Consider the following 19,559-nt stretch of genomic DNA (forward strand, 5'->3'; position numbering starts at 1 on the left):
CAATCCGAAATTCGCCGTATTTTTGCAGTTTATAAAGAAGAAGGTAATTAATGGCCATTTTAGGTAATCTTATATCCAGGTCACTGCGCATCAGGAAGAAGTTCACATTCAAGTTAGGTACGCCACGCCAGTATCAGTTACAGGTATTGTACCGGCTACTTACGAAAGCTAAGGATACGCAGTTCGGTCAGCATTACAACTTCCAGGACATACTCAATAGCCCGAATATCATCGCTAATTATCGTTCCACTGTACCCGTACACAACTATAACAAGATGCATGCGGATTGGTGGTATAAGTGTCTGGAAGGAGAGGCTAATGTAAGCTGGCCTGAGAAGATCAAATATTTCGCCCTCAGTTCGGGAACTTCCGAATCTGCGAGCAAGCACATACCTGTTACCCGCGATATGCTGCGTAACGTGAAGAAGGTGGGTGTTAAGCAGCTGTATTCTATGGCTAACTTCGACATTCCTCCTAAATCGTTCTCCAAAGGGATCCTCATGCTGGGTGGTACGACTGCCCTATACGAAAAAGGGGATTACTATGAAGGAGATATGAGTGGTATTCAGGCAAAGAATATCCCCCGTTGGTTCAGACGTTTCTACAAACCAGGCGGGAACATTTCCAAAAAGCCAAACTGGGAACAGCGTATCAAGCTTATTGTGCGCAAGGCGCCACAGTGGGATGTAGGTACGGTATGTGGGGTGCCTGCCTGGGTACAGATTGTACTGGCAGAGATCATCAAGTACCACGGGGTAAAGAACATCCATGAGATCTGGCCAAACCTGGCTGTGTACATCCATGGAGGCGTTAGCTTCGAGCCTTACCGTGACAGTTTCCAGAAACTGCTGGGTAAACCGATCAATTTCATTGAAACATATATGGCTTCGGAAGGCTCCTTCGGCTTCCAGGCCCGTCCGAATGTAAGGGGCATTAAACTGGTCCTGAATGCGGGCATCTTCTACGAATTCATTCCATTTACAGAAGAGAACTTTACCAGCGATGGCGAAGTAAAACCAAATCCTAAGTCTTACATGATCCATGAGGTGGTGGAAGATGTGGAGTATGCGGTGATGCTGTCGACCTGTGCCGGTGCATGGCGCTACCTGATTGGTGACGTTGTGAAGTTTACTTCCGTAAAAGAACATGAAATCATCATTGTAGGTCGTACCAAGCAGTTCCTGAGCCTCTGTGGCGAACACATGAGTATCGATAACATGAACAATGCGATCGATGCCGTGCAGAAGAAGCTGGGTATAACTGTCAATGAATTTACCGTAGCAGGTTTCCCACATGAGAACCTGTTTGCTCACCGCTGGTTTATCGGTACGGACGATGTGAATGTAGACAGTAACCGTGTCCGTGAGATCATTGACCAGACCCTGAGCGAGGTAAATGACGATTATGCAGTAGAACGTACCTCTGCACTGAAGGAGATCTTTGTTGAAATCCTGCCAAAAGATGTGTTCATCGACTACCTGCGCGTAAAGGGTAAGGAAGGTGCAATGAACAAGTTCCCACGTGTGATGAAAGGTGATAAATTGAAAGATTGGGAGAACTTTCTGGCATCCAGGCTGAAGTCAGTGTAAGATAATTAACGAATTATAAAGTTAAAAGAGGGGTAACTTCATCAACAAAGGGAAGAGTTACCCCTTATTTTTAGATAGGAATTTTGTAGCGCATGACATCTGCTTTCTTATCAGCGGTCTTCTCCGGAGTGGCACTTGGACTGGTTTTATCCGTATCTGTCGGCCCCGTCATCTTCGCGATAATAAAATATAGTGTAAATAACGGCTTCAAGGCTGGGATCAGTTTTGCGCTGGGTGTATCATTCAGTGATATATTTTATGTGCTGCTGGGGAATCTGGCCACAGCGTTTTTTCTGGATCTGAAGGAATATAATAAACCTATTGGTATTGTTGGTGGGAGTTTACTGATTTGTATGGGGCTATATGGCCTTCTGTTCAAAAAGGTGAAGATCAGTACCGGCGATGAAAAGCCGGAGATGTTCCGGACCCATGATTATTTAAAGATCTGGCTGGCAGGATTCCTGATGAATTCCCTGAATCCCGGTGTAATACTATTCTGGTTGGGTATCTGTGTTTCGAATAGTCCGCACACGACGGGGCATAAGATTATTACTTACGGAGTATGCCTGGTATGGGTGTTATCTACAGATATATTGAAGGTATTTGTGGCGGATAAGATCAGGCATAAGCTGACCCTGACGAATGTAAAGTGGTTGAATAAGATATCCGGGGCGAGTATGATTGTGTTTGGAGTGCTGTTGTTGTATCAAATGGTATTTAATGTAAGTGCCCTGGGCCATTAATAATCGAATTTAGAGCCTTGCCACAGGCGCTCTGCGAAAAACGCGCTTTTACCGAAGGTAAAAGCACGTTTTTCATTATAAAACAAAAAGCATCCCCTTGCGGAAGATGCTTTTTTTATTTATTGGTGGATTAAAAGCGCTTATTTAATTGTCCATGTTTCCTTACCAGCCAGCAACTTATCCAAATCCCCAGGACCTCTCTTGCTAAATGCATCCTCTACCTGGAAATTTAATTGCTCCTCATAAGTAGGACGGAACCCTTGATAAAACACGCCGAATGGACGTGGGAAATGTCCTTCAATACGCGGATCGTCGAACATACGGGTCAATATCTGTGCCTTATAGAAATCATGCTCATCATGGATCCACAGGTCATCTGCACTATACTCAGCACCCAGCTCAACTACCACAGGTTTCAATCCATCCAGACGGATACCCTTGTTCTTCTGTGCACCAAATACCAACGGCTGTCCCTGCTCTACAAAGATGGCCTGCTCAGCCTTGCTTGACTTCTCCGTAAACACTTCAAAAGCGCCATCATTAAAGATGTTACAGTTCTGATAGATCTCGAGGAAAGAAGCACCTTTATGCGCATGGCTGCGTTTCAGCATTTCCTGCAGGTGTTTAGGATCGCGGTCCATACTTCTGGCAATGAAAGACGCATCAGCACCCAGCGCCAGCGCCATTGGGTTGAACGGATGGTCAATACTGCCATAAGGTGTAGACTTCGTCACCTTGCTGGTTTCAGAAGTAGGGGAGTACTGTCCTTTGGTCAGACCATAGATCTGGTTGTTGAACAGCATTACATTGACATCAAAGTTACGGCGCAGCAGGTGAATCGTGTGGTTACCACCGATGGACAAACCATCACCATCACCAGTCACAATCCACACACTCAGCTCAGGACGCACGGCTTTAAGACCAGATGCGATCGCAGTAGCACGGCCATGGATGGAGTGCATGCCGTAGGTATTCATATAGTATGGAAAACGGGATGAACAGCCAATACCGGAAACGATCACGATGTTCTCTTTCGGTATGCCCAATCCAGGCATAATGGTCTGCACCTGTTTCAATATAGAATAATCTCCGCAACCCGGGCACCAGCGTACTTCCTGGTCCGTTGCAAAATCCTTCGCCGTTAACGCCTGCGGAGCTATAGTTGCTGTTGACATTGTTGTATTGTTAATAGAAAAAGTTATAATTGGTTGGCAAAGTTACGAATTGTATCCCGATAGGGATTGCGCAATCCGGAATACTTATATAGGGAACTGACCACAATCAGCTTTCCTGTGCCAACAAAGCTTCCCAATATTCAGCCGCTCTTCTTGTATGTGGTATTACGATGGTACCCCCAACTATATTAGCTACTGCAAAAATTTCGTACATCTCTTCAGTGGTGATTCCCTGCTCGTGGCATTTGCCCAAATGGTATTTGATGCAGTCGTCGCAACGTAATACCATAGACGAAACCAACCCCAGCATTTCTTTCACTTTTGTACTAAGGGCACCTTCCATATAAGTGTTGGTGTCCAGGTTGAATAACCGGTTGATCACTTTGTTTTGTTTACCCAGAATGACCTCATTCATCTTTTCCCGGTAATCGTTAAATGCTTTTATCTCGTCTGCCATTTTGTTGTATTTGTCACAATAAAGCTATGAAACGATTCCCAAATATAAATCAATCTACTTAACGGGTAGACTATAGGTTTGGGAGTGCAAAAGCATGATTTATTAAGTTGTTGATAATTAGCTAATTGTAAGCTTTGCCATAACTGCGGGTTATAGGTCATAACTATTAGTAATCATTTAGCCCTCAAAGCCTGCCGCAGGCGCCCCGCAAAAACACTTCCGTCGAAGTCGAAACCAATTTTTTCGCCTCCTTAACAGTGGCGTAACATTAGAATATTTCCTTTGCACCACTATTCAACCACATGTTTTGAACTAAATGCTCACCTGCAGGTCTGGGGAACCTGCTTCTATTCAACTATGCGAAAAACCCCCACACATTAATTCAACCTTTATGCGGAAGTTAATTTTCACAATGCTCTTCTCGTGGCTCAGCGTCATTTGTCTGGGTCAGACTACCGGCTTGTTAACCGGTAGTATCGTCGACAAAAATCAGGCTTTGTCCCTCCCGGGAGCCACCCTGAAACTGAAACCAGGTAATCATTACACAGTGTCCAACCAGCAGGGTAAATTCGAATTTCTCGGCGTTCCGGTTGGTACCTACACACTCGAAGTTACTTACATTGGCTACCAATCTTACACACAGGAAGTATCCGTGGCTGCAGGCAAAACCACTGAGTTGAAACTGCAACTCGAAGCCGGTGGAATAGCCGGAAAAGAGGTATTGGTTGTGGGTGACCGTCTGCGCGGTCAGGCAAAAGCCCTGAACCAGCAGAAAAACAATCCAAACGTCACCAATATCGTGTCTGCTGACCAGATTGGCCGTTTCCCGGATGCGAACATCGGCGATGCGATGAAGCGTATTCCAGGTATAACCATGCAGAACGACCAGGGGGAAGCCCGTAACATCATTATCCGGGGTCTGGCTCCTGAGCTGAACTCAGTAACTATGAACGGCGACAGGATCCCTTCTGCCGAAGGTGATAACCGCCGTGTACAGATGGACCTCATTCCTTCTGACATGGTGCAAACTATCGAAGTAAACAAAACCCTCACCCCTGATATGGATGCAGATGCAATCGGTGGTTCTGTGAACCTCGTGACCCGCGCAGCACCCAATGGCTTGCGTGTATCTGCCACCCTCTCCGGTGGTGTGAATCCTATCCGTAACAAACCATTGTACACCGGTGGTCTGGTATTGGGTAACCGCTTCTTCAACAACAAACTGGGTGCAGTTGTAAGTGCTTCTTACAATAACAACGACTACGGCTCCGACGATGTGGAAGCTACCTGGAAAAAAGATGACGCAGGACATGTATACACCGAAGAAATGGAGGTGCGTACTTACAATGTACAGCGCATCCGTCGTAGCTTATCCGCTGCACTTGACTATAAGATCAATCCTAAAAATACCATCTACCTCAATGCGATGTACAACTGGCGCGATGACCGTGAAAACCGTTACCGCCTGAGGTATAGCGATATCGAACCTGAGTATGCCGATGATGGCAGCATCAGTAGTTATACCGGTCAGGTACGTCGTGAAACCAAAGGTGGTATCAACAATGATAGAAATAAAGGTAGAAGACTGGAAGACCAGCGTGTTCAGAACTACTCTGTGCGTGGTGAACACCTGCTGGGTAGTAAGGTCGACCTGGACTGGGCAGTGAGCTATTCATCTGCCAGCGAAGATCGTCCGAACGAACGTTATATGGAGTTCCGTGTGAAAGATGCACCAGTATCTCTGGATCTTTCTAACACCCGTTTTCCATTGGTAACAACGACCGTAACTGATGAAGATCTGAACTTCAATTCCCTGTCGGAGAATCATGATTATACCCGCGAGAATGAGTTGGGCCTGAAATTGAATCTGCGTTTTCCATTCAGCATTCTGCCTGATCAGAAAGGTCGTTTGCGTGTAGGTGGAAGAATGCGCATCAAGGATAAGAAACGTGAGAATAACTACTTCGATTATGAGCCAGTAACAGAGTATGGTTCACTGGCAACTATGCCGCTGGTAAGCTATACAGGTGCAGGTTATCAGCCGGGTTCCAAATATAGCCGTGGTTCATTTGTATCTAAAGAATATTTAGGTAGTCTGAACCTGAATGATGCAAGTAAGTTCACAGGTGAAGATAATCCTGCGGAGTATCTGTCAGCGAACTACAAAGCAAATGAAACCATCACTGCTGGTTATGTTCGCTGGGATCAGGACTTTACATCCAAACTCTCAATGATTGCGGGTGTACGTCTGGAAAATACCGCTATCGACTATGAAGGTAACGTAGTAGAAGATGAAGAAGATCTGACTGGTCAGCGTAATGTAAAGAACAGTTATCTGAATGTATTGCCGGGTGTAACTTTCCGGTATAATGTAAATAATGATTTAGTACTGCGTGCAGCAGCGACTACTTCAATCGCGCGTCCTAACTACTATGATATCGCACCTTATGTCAGCAGTGTGGCAGATGATGCTGCGATCAGTGCGGGCAATCCCGATCTGAAAGCTGCGTATGCATGGAACTTTGATATCATGGCAGAGCAGTATTTTAAATCAGTAGGTATCCTGTCTGGTGGCGTGTTCTATAAGAGTATCAATGACTTCATTTATACATTCAAAGATGCGTCTTATTCTGCTGCAGATTTCACGGCTGATTATGGTAGCACTGCTACAAACCCGATTCCTGATGGTGAGAACTGGACGTACAAACAAGCGCGTAATGGTGATAATGTAAAGGTGTATGGATTTGAAGTAGCGTTACAGCGCCAGCTGGATTTTCTGCCCGGATTTGCAAAAGGTTTTGGTGTGTATGTGAACTATACTTACACAAAATCTACAGCGAGTGGTGTGTATAATTCTGATGGTGAAAAGCGTACTGGTGTTACCTTACCGGGTACAGCACCACATATGTTTAATGCTTCCATTTCATTCGAAAATAAGCGCTTTACCGCAAGAGTTTCTGGTAACTATACAGAGGCTTACCTGGATGCATTGGGTGGTAGTGATTTTGATGATAGCTATTATGACAAGCAGTTCTTTTTAGATGCAAATGCGTCTTACAAATTTGCAAAGAACTGGCGCTTTTTTGCGGAGGCGAATAACCTGACTAATCAGCCATTAAGGTATTATCAGGGAATTTCTTCAAGAACAATGCAGGCGGAGTATTATAGGCCGAGATATAACTTCGGTGTGAAGTTTGACTTATAAAAGAGCAAACGCTCATTTAAATAAAAAGGGGTTATCGTATTACGATAACCCCTTTTTACAATTATGCAAGTGTTATGTTAAAACTTGAATGCAACTGTACCAGTGAAGCTTCTGGACTTCTGAGGATTCATGGAAGAATAACCAATCCAGTAGTGTTTGTCAGTCAGGTTATCCACTTTCGCGCCGAACCTGAATTTAGGTGTATCGTAAGAAAGTGCAGCATTCAGTACTGTATATGCTGGAAGTACAAAAACCCCCGTAGTTCTGCTGTTTACAATCTTCACATCGCTGGCGTAGTTACCACCTGCACCCAAGCTCAGACCTTTCAGTTTACCATTTGAAATACGGTAGTTCAACCACAGGTTAGCAGAGGTTGGAGAAGACGCTGTACCTGGACGAAGACCATTTACATCATCGCTTGTATTAATGTAATAAGAATCGTTATAGCTATAACCCGCTACTACGCTGAAGCCCTGGAATGGATTAGCAATAATGCTTACTTCTACACCTTTGCTCTTCTGGCTACCATTCTGAAGATAGAAATTAGGATGTTCAGCATCAGAACGTAAAACGTCTTTTACTTTGATATCATAGTAGCTAATAGTACCGGTCAGTTTACCATCAAACATATCCATCTTCACACCACCTTCCCATTGATTAGCCTGTTCTGGCTTGGAAATAGTGGTCTCAGTTTCACTTACGTAGATCAGTGAATTCGTGTTGGTGAAGCCATTCTGGTAGTTGCCAAATAAGGACAGACGATCCTTAACAACCTGGTAAACGATACCAAATTTAGGAGACAATGCAGTCTGATTATATCCACCGGATGTAGTACCAGTAGCAGGACTATAATTTCCTTTAAAATCATAGTAATCGATACGTAAACCTGCTTGTACCATCAGTTGATCTGTAATGTTGAACACATCAGATGCATATGCACTGTAAACGTATTTTTTGTAGATGTATGGATATTCTACAGAACTACCCAATGACTTGTAAACATCGTTCATGTTTGTAGCATTGAAATCACGGTAGTTTGATACAGTTCCATAAGTAGGCACCTGATCATATTCAGCACTCTTGAACATCTGGTTGGAGTTCAGGTAGAAGAAGTCGATCCCACCTACAAAGCGGTTTCTGAATTTACCAATTTTGAAATCACCGATGAAGTTGTGTTGAATTTCAGTGATGCTTTGTTTACTGTTTTCAGTAGACTGATCCTGACGGGAGATAGAATCACCTGGCAGCAGGTAGAAGTAAGGACCAAAACCGTCAGAATAACTGTTGGTCATAGATACAACTGTCTGTGTGTTCCACTGGTCAGATACCTTATAATTCATGCTACCAAAAAAGTTTGCATTGCGGCTGGTAGCAGTCAGATCTTCGTTGATGAATGCACGGTTGTAATCTATTTTCAGTTTATCAGCTCTCTGTGCCGTCAGATCAGCGGTAGTTAACCACCATGGCATAAAGAAGAATGTATTACCGTTACCTTCTCCACTCATGAATTCTGCTTCGAGTGATATATTTAATCTGTCGTTGATTTTGTAAGAAAGGCTTGGTGCAAATGCAAATGTTTTGCTATGACCCACATCCATCCAGCTGTCCTGTGTAGTATAAGCGGTATTGATACGTAGCAGTATATTCTTCGCAGAATCCAGTGGCGTATTTACATCCGCCATGATGCGGTTGTAATTATAGCTACCACCTGCTACTGCTACCTCACCACCAAAATGGTCATAAGGTCTTTTAGTAACACGGTTGATCAAACCACCGTAAGAAGTCAGCTGAGCACCGAACAGTGTGGCGTTAGGGCCTTTGATTACCTCGATGCTTTCAATATTGCTCGCGTCGATTACAGAAGAAACGTTACCTGCCACACCATTGCGCAATTGGCTCTGGATGGTAAAACCACGTGAGTTGTAGTACGCTCCACCATCACCACTACGGTTGGTAGCCTCCCACATCTTAGTAATACCAGGTGCATTTCTCATCGCATCATCCACAGTATATACCTGTTGCTGTGCCAGCAGATCCTTGGTGATCACTGAATATACTGTAGGATTCTCAACATTCGCTAATGGTAATTTAGACACATAATTACTTGAACGTCTTACCAATTTAGCCTGATTACCCGTAATTACTATTTCAGAAAGTTGTTTACTGGATACTTCCAGCTGGAACTTCACGGATGCAGTTTTACCAGCTTCTACAGTCACATCTTCTGTCTTATTCGCAAAACCTGTAAAAGAAATCGCCACCTGATAGTTACCAGCAGGCACATTTTTAAACACAAACGTACCTGCACCATCAGAAACCGTCATAAAACTGGTACCCTGTAAGATTACAGACACATCCGCAGCTGGCTTACCATCAGATGTTACGATCTTACCTTTAATTCCTCCATTATTGTCTTCTAAAGTAGTAGCAGTAGCGGTATAGAAGAAGGAAACAATCATGCTCAGAACAAGCATGAAGGACTTAATAGTCATCCTTACCATAAACTTTTTGTTATTTTTTGCGCAGCAAAATTGCAATATAATAACCTGGTTATTGTGTCGATTCGGGAAAATCGTTTACGCAAAAGGGAAAATTTATGACGGAACCATTCTTTTTACCGAAAAAGCATCGCAATTGTACGGAGGAACTTCTTCTTTTGTGCTTGTTTTTACTGATCAGAGCCTGTTTTATTGATCGGAGCCCGGACTTTCTTCATTCGTACCAGACACTGCTGCCTGCTCAGTCACCTTTCTGGTCACCTGATCCTGCTCAGCTTCCCGCAGGAAATCTTTGATCCCCGCTATGATCCTATCCACCATCTTCTGTCTGAAACTCTCGTCCAGCACATTCATTTCATCTTCAGGGTTGCTTAAGAACAAGGTCTCGATCAGGGCATCCGGAAACTCAGTCGGGTTATTAAGAATAAAATTGAAGTCACCATTATTGCCAAAGTCAGACAAGCCTAAACCTAGCAACTGGGCGTGGATCGACCTGTTAAAAGGTTCGCAGAAGGGGTATTTATAATAATTAGCCGTACCATGTACATCCACCGGGTTCACAGATGAGTTCAGGTGAATACTAATGAGTAGATCGGGATTCATTTGCCTGTAATACGATAGTCTGTCTTCATTAGGAACGAACTGGTCTGTAGTACGGGTCATAAGTACTTTTGCTCCTTCCTTTTCCAGTGCTGTTTTCAGCAACATAGATATCATTAGGGTCAGCTGCTTTTCATAATACCCGGCGGCACCCAGTGCTCCTACGTTTGTACCACCATGACCCGGATCCAAACCAAATGTCAGGTTTTTCAGCTGGAAACCGGCCGGTGGGTGCTTTACAGCTATTACGAGGCGGGTACTGTCATAATAGACCTTATAGCCCCATGGTTGTTTATGTTTCAGCGATATATTCACTCTGAGTACATCCGAGCCGATCTGTTCCCATTTGATACCTTTTACTTCCTGCATAGAATCAGATCCCGGCGTAAAGTCTGGTTCCAGGTTCGCCCCATGAATATCCAGTGTTATTTTCCCCGGATCTACCTGCTGGGTGCTGAGGTAGGGGAGTCGTTCAGATAATCCTACAGCGATGTAGTCGTATTTAGCATCACTCCATGTACGGGTTGCCTCCACGATATTGAGCGGTGTTGGCTCACTCAAACTAACAGTATCCAATAATAACTCAGGAATGAACGCGGTTTGCTGATTGCTGAGTTTTACTTTATAATAGTTGCCTTGCTTACCGGTGATGCGGAGCAATACATCCGAATCCAGGTAGCCAATTTTGAGGGGCCCAAGGCGATCTCCTTCCGGTGCAATTGTGAGGTAGGTATTTCTATCAATCGTTCTGCCAGCAAGCAGTTGATCACGTTGGTAAGTGAGTTTGTTACTACTTTGTAAGACAGTGGTATTGCCATCTTTATTCTTCAGGAATACGGCAATCTTGTTATCTAACAGAGAGTCTGCTTCCTGTATCACATAAAAACCTTCGTAGAAGCCTTCAGCTCCGTACCTGGAAGAAGGTAATTCACGCAAGGGTGTTTCATGCATCCAGTAAGCTTTACAACCCGGATAGCCTTTGATCCTTACACGGATGGTATCACCGGGAGAGAGTGTGCTATTCCCTTTTGGAAATACTTTGATATCATCTATTCTGAATACGCTGGTCGCTTTGACCGGCGGTAATGTTGTATAGTAGTAGTTGTAAGTGCGGGATACCTTTTTACCGGTAGTATCCGTAGTGGTTAGTGTAAATGAAGTCCTGCCGGGCTTGATGATCCGCTTTAAAGCAAATACACCGGTGGGATATACGTGTATGGTATCATCATTCAGTGTTACTTTACAACTTACACAGGTGCGACCTGACATATATTGCTTAGAACTACTGGTATTGATTTCAGTCTTTACAGGCTGCACCATTTTAAGGAAGGCTTGTTCCTGCGCTTTTACTCCAGTAAAGGCTATCTGTATCAGTATGATGAATGCTAGTACTCTCATGATTGTCCGGCGCAAATAAACAAAAAAAATGCCATCCGCCTCTTCGCGGGATGGCATTTACTTAATTAAATTCCAAAGGAGCTACCGATAGGCAGCTCCTTTGGGAAGGTTATTTTTACAAGCTATATTTATTCTCCGCCAGCAGTTTATCTGCAATTCTCCTCCTCGCATCTTTCGTATTCACCGGCGCAGCTTTTGTAAACCGCTTAATACCTAACAACATCATACGCTGTTCATCGCCTTCAGCAAAAGAATTAATCGCATCTTTCCCATACTTATTAATACGATCAGCAGTATCATACAGGTATGTCTTCACGATATCAGCCTGCAATGCATTTGCAGCTTCTCCCTCTATCTCAATTCGCTTGAGCAGGCGTAGCAAAGCACTTTCCGCAAGGAACGTTTCTATTGCCATATCTGCAATATTCATGAGTATTTCCTGTTCGCTTTCCAGCTTTGTCATCAGCTTTTGTGCAGCCGCACCAGCTACCAGCAGGATCGCTTTTTTCAGGTTCACGATCTGCTTTTTCTCAGCACTATATGGTGTTTCATCATCACTGCCAAAATCAGGAATACTCATCAGCTCCTTCATCACATTCATCGCGGGGTTCATCAGGTCCAGCCTTCCTTTCATAGCACGCTTCAGTGTCATATCCAGTGTAAGCAGACGATTGATTTCGTTCGTGCCTTCAAAGATGCGGTTGATACGACTATCGCGATATGCTTTGGATATCACATATTCATCACTGAAACCATTCCCACCATGGATCTGTACCCCTTCGTCCACTACATAGTCGAGTGCTTCTGAACCACCTACTTTCAGGATGGCGCATTCCACTGCATATTCTTCCGCGGCACCCAGCAGGGCTTCATTGAATGGCTTACCGGCTGCTATCAGTTCTTTTTCTTTCTCGTCTATGAGCTGTGCAGTCCGATACAGGGCTGATTCATTCACCCATATACGGATTGCCATTTCTGCTAACTTATGTTTGATGGCTCCGAAGTTACCAATGGATTGTTTAAACTGCTCGCGTGTGTTTGCGTATTCAATGGAAATGGAGGCTGTTTTCTTGGCGGCTCCCAATGCTGCTGCACACAGTTTGAGACGGCCGATATTCAGGATATTGAAGGCAATGAGATGTCCTTTGCCAATCTCGCCCAGTACATTTTCCACAGGAACCTGTGCATCCTGGAAGTAGATCTGGCGGGTAGAAGAACCTTTGATACCCATCTTGTGCTCTTCAGCACCCAGCGTGAATCCGGGAGTATCTTTATCCACAATAAAGGCGGTGAATTTATCGCCATCTATTTTAGCAAATACAGTGAATACATCTGCAAAACCGGAGTTGGTGATCCAGCACTTCTGGCCATTCAGTAAATAGAATTTACCATCGGCAGAGAGTTTGGCGGTAGTCTTCGCACTGAGTGCATCGGAACCGGAATTGGGTTCTGTCAGTGCATATGCACCTTTCATCTGGCCGGAGCCAAGAAAAGGAATGTATTTTTGTTTCTGGGCTTCTGTACCGAAGTACAGAATGGGGAGGGAGCCTATACCCGTATGGGCCGCCATGGCTACAGAAAAGGAGTGACCCGCACCCAGGGCTTCATTGATGAGCGTCGCTGTGATGAAGTCTTTGCCTAACCCTCCGTATTCCTCAGGGAAGGCAGCGCCCAGCAATCCCTGCTCGCCTGCTTTTTCCAGTAAGGAAGGCATAAGCCCTTCTTCCAGTTTATCGATCCGGTCCAGCACAGGTGTGACTTCCTTTGCCACAAACTGTTCGGCCATCTCTTTAATCATTTTTTGTTCTTCGTTGAAATCTTCGGGAGTAAACACTTCATGTACAGGGCTTTCTTTGATCAGGAACTCAGCGCCCTTCAACGTGGACTTATCAACAGTTGCTTCCATTGTGATAAAGTTTTGTCAGTTAATTTGAGTTACCATTCAATTTACTTTTTTTACCTCACATAGCAATTTTAAATCGTGAAAATTGAAGGGCAATGGCCTGTAGGCGGCCTGAATAGGAAACGTTAAAATTGAAACTGGTACATTTGCGAAATGCAGTCATTCTACCTTCCATATGAAAACAGTCGCATCCATGGAGTCATCGCCGGCAAAGGCGACGATCTTCTTGTGTGCCTGCACGGTTTCGGCGAAAGTACACTGCCTTTTTCCCGGCTGGTTCCCGCTCTTGGCGATGCCTTCACTATCGTGGCACTCGACCTGCCCCTTCATGGCAAAACCGTGTGGCAGGAAAACCGCCCTTTTGAAAAAGAAGACCTTCATGCGATCATCGACCTGCTCCTGAAAATGCAAAAGAAAACCGTCTTCTCCCTGTTGGGATACAGCATGGGTGGCCGTCTCGCCCTTTGCATCACAGAAAAGATGGCCCCACAGATCAGGGAACTGATCCTGCTGGCAGCCGATGGTCTCAGGGATAATCCCTGGCACCACTTTGTGACGCAAACCCGCATCGGTCACCGGCTCTTTAAACACATCACCTATCACCCGGGATTTTATTTCTGGCTACTCAATACCGGCAACAAGCTGAGACTCATCAACAACAGCCTGCATCGCTTTGCAAACAACAGTATGAATACCCTCGAAAAGCGGGAACTGGTCTTCAATGTATGGACCATCATGGCCCATATGATGCCCAACCGGAAACTTATCAAACAACTGCTGGCCCAATATCGCATCCATACCCTGCTTATATTTGGCAAGTACGACAGGGTGATTCCATCGGTATTGGGTATACGGTTTATGGACGGTACTTTCCCCTGCGAAACACTGGTACTTGACAAAGGTCATCAGCTACTCACAGAAGACCTGGGTGAAATAATATTGGATAAGATTTAAATTCGCGTATGTATTTTTTTCTAACTGTCTTATTCCTGCTGGGAGGATTGTATGGCATATTGATGATACGATATGGACTTGGCTGGAAGGCATTACCACCCTATACACCCACCGCCCCCATCAGCGGTGGTACCAAAGTGACCGTTATTATTCCTGCCCGCGATGAAGAGGATAACCTGCCACCCTTACTGGCAGCACTTCATGCCCAGGATTACCCGGCACACCTGTTTGAAGTCATTGTCATCGACGACTTTTCTACAGACCGTACTCCCAATGTCGTAAAAGAATTTCCCGCAGCCAATATCAAACTGCTGCAACTAAGCCAGTACCTCAGCGCTACGGAAAGACTGAATTCCTATAAAAAGAAGGCTATCGAACTGGCGATAGAACAAGCTACCGGTGACCTGATCATGACCACAGACGCTGATTGCGTGATGGGGCCACTATGGGTTAGTACGATGGTCAGATTCTATGAACAATACCAGCCTAAATTCATCGCCGCCCCGGTGAGCTTCTATAAAGAAACTAACTTCTTCAAGATCCTGCAGTCGCTGGACTTCATGACCATGCAGGGGATTACGGGGGCATTAGCCCGATTGAAAGACGGTACCATGTGTAATGGGGCCAACCTTGCTTATGAAAGAAAGGTATTCTATGAAGTCGATGCTTTCAAAGGGATCGATAACATTGCCTCAGGAGATGATATGTTGCTGATGTTCAAGGTATTTAAGGCTTATCCAGATGGCGTGAAATACCTGAAAAGCCAGGATGCAATCGTGGAGACGTTACCAGTCGATACCTTCCGGGCTTTTATGAATCAGCGTATCCGCTGGTCATCCAAAGCAGATAAGTATGACGATAAGCGGCTCACCTGGGTGCTGGCGCTGGTCTACTTCTGGAATGTGGTATTGTTGTTTGGTGGGTTGTTCTGCATTTTTGCCCCCGGTGCTTTGCCATATTTCCTGATAGCGATGGTGTACAAGGTGGTGCTGGAGTTCTTCTTTCTGATCCCTGTATCTCAATTCTTCCGGAAAAAAGGCTTGCTTGGCTGGTTTATACCCGGACAGTTATTTCATATTCCATATATTGTAGTGGCGGGGTGGCTTGGTAAGTTTGGTTCTTACCAGTGGAAAGGCCGAAAAGTAAAATAAATTATGGCGGAACTCAATATACGATCATCTTTCCGGCAGCAGGCCTGGGCCAGGCTGCGACGGAATAAGGGGGCAGTAGCAGGTATGTTGCTGATCGCCATCGCTGTCATAGTCAGCGTCATTGCCTATTGGGTAGCACCGGATGGCACGCCGATGGCAAACAGGATGATCGTAGAGATAGGAGGGCAGCATCCCGGTTTCAGGATTGACTTACTGGCATTGCCCAAACAGCAACCAGTAGAAAAAGTAGGTTTCCTGGAAAGGTTGATGGATGGACAGGCAGAAGATGTAACCTGGGTGCCTGTGACCAGCTACCGTTCTGCAGGAGATAGCGTCATTGTGCAGCGCTATATAGATGAAGATACGTCTATGAGGGAAAGCTACCCGGCGAAAAGGACTTACATCAGACACTACAAAGCCTGGCTGGGCACGGACAAGTTTGGAAGGGATATCCTGAGCCGCCTGCTGGTAGGTACGAGGGTAAGCCTGAGTGTAGGGTTTATAGCGGTGATAATTTCGCTTACTATTGGAATTCTCTTAGGGGCAGTAGCCGGATATTTCCGTGGAGTAACGGATGAGGTTGTGATGTGGCTGGTGAATGTGATCTGGTCAGTACCTACATTATTACTCGTATTTGCCATTACCCTGGCCCTGGGCAAAGGTTTCTGGCAGGTATTTATTGCGGTAGGCCTCACAATGTGGGTAAATGTAGCCCGCATTATCAGGGGGCAGGTGATGTCGCTGAGAGAACTGACCTTTATCGAGGCTACCCGTGCACTGGGCTTTGGGCATACCCGTACAATTGTAAAGCATATTTTACCTAATATATTAGGACCTGTGATGGTGGTTGCTGCCGGTAATTTTGCCACGGCAATCGTGGTAGAGGCGGGGCTGAGTTTCCTGGGGGTAGGCGTACAGCCGCCACAACCCTCTTGGGGCCTGATGATCAAAGAAAACTACAATTTCATCATTACCCACAATCCTTTGCTGGCCCTGGCACCGGGAGTGGCAATTATGCTGATGGTACTGGCATTTAACCTGTTAGGAAACGGTTTGAGGGATGCGATGGATGTACGGCAGTAATTCCCTTGTTTCGTATTATAAAAACTACTAATTTTACTTTATCCATTATCCGTACTTTTATGCCTTTGAAATCATATCTTTTACCTATTCTGGCCCTGTTTGCACTGACCTTTTCTTCCTGTAAAAAGAAAGACGGCACCACTACGGTGAAGCCTGCTGAAGAAGGACTGAAGGTGACTCTCGCAAATGTAACAGAGGCTTCTTATACCGCAGCAGCCGGTACAACCTATACTTTTCAGGCACAGGTTACTTCCAAATTGCCAGCCAGTGGGGTGACCATTACAGTCACAGCCGTAACTGACCCGGGTGGTATCAACATTCCGCAGAATGCAGTAGCACCGAGTTCCAGTGGCGCCATTGAGATCACACTGATCGGATTAGAGCCATTACGCACCGTACTGGTGACGGTGGTGATTACTTCAGTCGATAATCCCGACAATACAATTTCCAAGACCTTCTGGATTACTAATAAGTCTGAATAGTTTGGCGAAAGCATAGCCATAGTCATAATGTAGCTATACTATAGCTATGGTACAACTTCGTTTCCAATAGATCACTATAAGGTCACCAATAGATCACCAAAAGGGCACCTCATTATCCCTGGGATATTGAAGTGCCCTTTTGGTGCCCTTATAGTGACGTATTTGTAACGGCGTTATGACGGATCTCTACCCTACTTCTACCCTGCTTATTACAAAAGCTGTAGCTTTGCACCCATCAGAACAAGCAGCTTAACTATGCGTATAGGAGTGAATGCCGCCGGCCTGGCTGGAGATAGGCCGGCAGATACAGGAAATATCAGCACAGCACTTTTAAAGGAATTATGCCGTTTGCACCCGGAGCACCAGTTTATCTTCTTCGTAGACGGTCCGGGTTTATCTCTGAGCGAATTCACTGATAATGTGCAACTTGTGGAAGTGCCTCTCAAAGGCCGCAAGGCATTTCAACTGTACTGGTGGAGAGAATGGCAGCTTCCGGCAGCTATCAAAAAGCAGCAGCTGGACCTTTACCTGGGTATAGATGGTCAATTGCCCCTGCGCAGCAAGATACCTGCCCGCTTATTAGTTACAGATACGGGTTTTCTGCATGGTGTAACAGGTATGTCTAAGGATCTGCAGCGATATCTGCGCAGAAATACCGTGAAATATATACAGGCGGCACAGAAAGTACTTGTAGTTTCTCCCGTAGTACAGGAAGATTTATTAACTTATGCCCCTTCTGTAGCAGAAAAGCTGGTTTTACTGCCTCCGGGTATGGATAGCAGCTATCGCCCTGTGGAATGGGAGGAAAGAGAGCAGATTAAAAAGGCATTTTCAGATGGGGTGGAGTATTTTGTAGCAGTAGGCAGTATGCATCCCCGGAATAATATCCTTCCTTTGCTGAAGGCATTTTCCGCGCTGAAACGCCGTTTACGTTCCAATATGAAACTGATCCTCGCCGGCGCTCCCACCAATGCCGGTGCAGAAATCATCGAAAATATGGCCACCTACAAGTTCAGAAACGACGTCATCTGGCTCAAAGATGCCGATCAGGAGACCTTGTCCCGCATAGTAGCCGGCGCTTATACCCTGGTATATACCAGTCGGTTCGAGGGCCTGGCGTTACCTATTTATGCAGCCCTCAGGAGCGAAGTACCTGTGGTGGCCATAGAAGGAGCTGCGGCCAGGGTGGCAGGAGCCGAAGGTGTGCTGTATACAGACCCTGATAGCCTGGACGATCTGGCAGAAAAAATGTCTGTATTATACAAAGACGAGGTGTTGCGCAGCAGGATGCTGGAACGCGGCAAGCAGGTGCCCCTGCCCGGAAGCTGGATAGAAGCGGCTTCCCTGATATTAAAATAATAAAATAAGTATCATAAATCTGGACATCAGCACATTCGCAGGTTATTAGTAAATTTGCGTTTTTAAAATATCGGAACTATTTTTTTATGGCAAAGACATCTACCATACAAATCCAGGTTGAACTGGACAATGACAGGATACCTGAGAAGATTGAATGGAGGGCGACAGATAGCACTCAGGCAGACCGTTTCCAGCAGGCGAAGGCGATGATGATTGCTTTCTGGGATGGGGCTGACAAGACCGCGCTGCGTATAGACTTGTGGACAAAGCAGATGATGGTGGATGAAATGGCTGATTTCTTCTTTCAGACGATGATGACCATGGCAGATACTTATCAGCGTGCTACTCCTTACAAGGATCAGGCAGACGAACTGAGAACTTTTGCCCGTGAATTCTACAAGAAGTTCGAAGAAAAGCAAAAGGCAGAACAGTAATAATCCAAGTTTTCAAAACAACCATATATGTCTCTGGAACTAAACATTAACGCAGCTATCAAGACAGCTATGCTTGCGAAAGCAGAAGCAGATTTGCGTGCGCTGCGTGCTATTAAGGCCGCTATCCTGCATGCCAAGACTGCAGAGGGCTTTAGCGGAGAGCTGAGCGAAACAGACGAAACAAAGCTGTTACAGAAGTTAGCCAAACAAAGAAAAGATTCGCTGGATATATTCCGTCAGCAAAACAGGGAAGACCTCGCCGCAAAGGAAGAGGAAGAACTGGTTGTGATCGAGAAGTACCTGCCAAAGCAGATGGACGAAGCTGAACTGAAAGCAACTATTCAGGCTATTATCACCGAGACAGGGGCGAGTTCTCCTGCTGATATGGGTAAGGTAATGGGCGTGGCTACCAAGCAGTTAGCTGGTAAAGCTGATGGCAAAGCCATTTCCGCATTAGTAAAAGAGTTATTGGCAAAATAACTGGGGACTTTTAATTCTTTTTCCCCGATCTCCTATCTTCCTATAGAA

15 protein-coding genes are annotated in these 19,559 nt (G+C 45.3%); 10 read left to right on the forward strand and 5 right to left on the reverse strand.

The genetic code is table 11. The features are described 5' to 3' along the window. The first annotated feature begins 50 nt into the window (after positions 1-50). Entirely contained in the window at positions 51-1,589 is a 1,539-nt protein-coding gene (locus tag QQL36_RS09390) for a GH3 family domain-containing protein (protein WP_083724403.1), read from the forward strand. Positions 1,590-1,681: 92 nt separating this feature from the next. Then, entirely contained in the window at positions 1,682-2,332 is a 651-nt protein-coding gene (locus QQL36_RS09395; protein ID WP_083724405.1) for a LysE family translocator, read from the forward strand. A gap of 140 nt (positions 2,333-2,472) precedes the next feature. On the opposite strand, the gene QQL36_RS09400 is transcribed toward QQL36_RS09395, so the two are convergent. Beyond that, a complete protein-coding gene (locus QQL36_RS09400; RefSeq protein WP_083724407.1) occupies positions 2,473-3,507 on the reverse strand; it encodes a 2-oxoacid:ferredoxin oxidoreductase subunit beta in 1,035 nt (344 codons plus the stop codon). Positions 3,508-3,613: 106 nt separating this feature from the next. Beyond that, positions 3,614-3,964, reverse strand: coding sequence for a carboxymuconolactone decarboxylase family protein (locus QQL36_RS09405; RefSeq protein ID WP_083724409.1), 351 nt, complete (start codon positions 3,962-3,964; stop codon positions 3,614-3,616). 391 nt (positions 3,965-4,355) lie between these two features. Here QQL36_RS09405 and QQL36_RS09410 point away from each other — a divergent pair, with 391 nt between their 5' ends. Then, positions 4,356-7,169, forward strand: a complete 2,814-nt coding sequence (locus tag QQL36_RS09410; protein WP_321569588.1) for a TonB-dependent receptor — start codon at positions 4,356-4,358, stop codon at positions 7,167-7,169. Positions 7,170-7,246: 77 nt separating this feature from the next. Here the strand turns inward: QQL36_RS09410 and QQL36_RS09415 are convergent, their stop codons facing one another. From QQL36_RS09415 to QQL36_RS09425, 3 genes are all read right to left on the reverse strand, one after another. Then, complete coding sequence (locus QQL36_RS09415; protein WP_321569589.1) at positions 7,247-9,670, reverse strand: TonB-dependent receptor; 2,424 nt, start codon at positions 9,668-9,670, stop codon at positions 7,247-7,249. Positions 9,671-9,856: 186 nt separating this feature from the next. Continuing rightward, the gene (locus QQL36_RS09420; protein WP_321569590.1) at positions 9,857-11,665 is read right to left on the reverse strand and encodes an N-acetylmuramoyl-L-alanine amidase; all 1,809 of its coding nucleotides are present in this window, start codon (positions 11,663-11,665) and stop codon (positions 9,857-9,859) included. A gap of 115 nt (positions 11,666-11,780) precedes the next feature. Continuing rightward, positions 11,781-13,571 (reverse strand): acyl-CoA dehydrogenase family protein, encoded by a 1,791-nt coding sequence (locus QQL36_RS09425; protein ID WP_083724415.1) that lies wholly within the window; start codon positions 13,569-13,571, stop codon positions 11,781-11,783. 150 nt (positions 13,572-13,721) lie between these two features. Here QQL36_RS09425 and QQL36_RS09430 point away from each other — a divergent pair, with 150 nt between their 5' ends. The 7 genes from QQL36_RS09430 to QQL36_RS09460 all read left to right on the forward strand — a co-directional run bounded on the left by QQL36_RS09430 (position 13,722) and on the right by QQL36_RS09460 (position 19,511). Then, positions 13,722-14,522, forward strand: a complete 801-nt coding sequence (locus QQL36_RS09430; RefSeq protein WP_083724416.1) for an alpha/beta hydrolase — start codon at positions 13,722-13,724, stop codon at positions 14,520-14,522. A gap of 8 nt (positions 14,523-14,530) precedes the next feature. Then, positions 14,531-15,673, forward strand: a complete 1,143-nt coding sequence (locus QQL36_RS09435; protein ID WP_083724418.1) for a glycosyltransferase — start codon at positions 14,531-14,533, stop codon at positions 15,671-15,673. A gap of 3 nt (positions 15,674-15,676) precedes the next feature. After that, positions 15,677-16,756, forward strand: coding sequence for an ABC transporter permease (locus QQL36_RS09440; protein ID WP_083724420.1), 1,080 nt, complete (start codon positions 15,677-15,679; stop codon positions 16,754-16,756). 59 nt (positions 16,757-16,815) lie between these two features. Next, entirely contained in the window at positions 16,816-17,238 is a 423-nt protein-coding gene (locus QQL36_RS09445; RefSeq protein ID WP_083724422.1) for a hypothetical protein, read from the forward strand. Between the two features lie 255 nt (positions 17,239-17,493). Beyond that, the gene (locus QQL36_RS09450; protein WP_321569591.1) at positions 17,494-18,597 is read left to right on the forward strand and encodes a glycosyltransferase; all 1,104 of its coding nucleotides are present in this window, start codon (positions 17,494-17,496) and stop codon (positions 18,595-18,597) included. 86 nt (positions 18,598-18,683) lie between these two features. After that, positions 18,684-19,031, forward strand: a complete 348-nt coding sequence (gldC, locus tag QQL36_RS09455) for a gliding motility protein GldC (protein ID WP_083724426.1) — start codon at positions 18,684-18,686, stop codon at positions 19,029-19,031. A gap of 27 nt (positions 19,032-19,058) precedes the next feature. Further along, positions 19,059-19,511, forward strand: a complete 453-nt coding sequence (locus QQL36_RS09460; protein WP_083724428.1) for a GatB/YqeY domain-containing protein — start codon at positions 19,059-19,061, stop codon at positions 19,509-19,511. Positions 19,512-19,559 lie beyond the last annotated feature (48 nt).

The sequence above is a fragment of the Chitinophaga sp. LS1 genome, assembly GCF_034274695.1.
Lineage (GTDB): Bacteria > Bacteroidota > Bacteroidia > Chitinophagales > Chitinophagaceae > Chitinophaga.

Coding starts and splice junctions, on each gene's coding strand:
- QQL36_RS09450 (WP_321569591.1), top strand. CDS start 17,494: ATGCGTATAGGAGTGAATGCCGCCGGCCTGGCTGGAGATAGGCCGGCA.
- QQL36_RS09435 (WP_083724418.1), top strand. CDS start 14,531: ATGTATTTTTTTCTAACTGTCTTATTCCTGCTGGGAGGATTGTATGGC.
- QQL36_RS09425 (WP_083724415.1), bottom strand. CDS start 13,571: ATGGAAGCAACTGTTGATAAGTCCACGTTGAAGGGCGCTGAGTTCCTG.
- QQL36_RS09390 (WP_083724403.1), top strand. CDS start 51: ATGGCCATTTTAGGTAATCTTATATCCAGGTCACTGCGCATCAGGAAG.
- QQL36_RS09405 (WP_083724409.1), bottom strand. CDS start 3,964: ATGGCAGACGAGATAAAAGCATTTAACGATTACCGGGAAAAGATGAAT.
- QQL36_RS09460 (WP_083724428.1), top strand. CDS start 19,059: ATGTCTCTGGAACTAAACATTAACGCAGCTATCAAGACAGCTATGCTT.
- QQL36_RS09410 (WP_321569588.1), top strand. CDS start 4,356: ATGCGGAAGTTAATTTTCACAATGCTCTTCTCGTGGCTCAGCGTCATT.
- QQL36_RS09430 (WP_083724416.1), top strand. CDS start 13,722: ATGCAGTCATTCTACCTTCCATATGAAAACAGTCGCATCCATGGAGTC.
- QQL36_RS09400 (WP_083724407.1), bottom strand. CDS start 3,507: ATGTCAACAGCAACTATAGCTCCGCAGGCGTTAACGGCGAAGGATTTT.
- QQL36_RS09415 (WP_321569589.1), bottom strand. CDS start 9,670: ATGGTAAGGATGACTATTAAGTCCTTCATGCTTGTTCTGAGCATGATT.
- QQL36_RS09440 (WP_083724420.1), top strand. CDS start 15,677: ATGGCGGAACTCAATATACGATCATCTTTCCGGCAGCAGGCCTGGGCC.
- gldC (WP_083724426.1), top strand. CDS start 18,684: ATGGCAAAGACATCTACCATACAAATCCAGGTTGAACTGGACAATGAC.
- QQL36_RS09420 (WP_321569590.1), bottom strand. CDS start 11,665: ATGAGAGTACTAGCATTCATCATACTGATACAGATAGCCTTTACTGGA.
- QQL36_RS09395 (WP_083724405.1), top strand. CDS start 1,682: ATGACATCTGCTTTCTTATCAGCGGTCTTCTCCGGAGTGGCACTTGGA.
- QQL36_RS09445 (WP_083724422.1), top strand. CDS start 16,816: ATGCCTTTGAAATCATATCTTTTACCTATTCTGGCCCTGTTTGCACTG.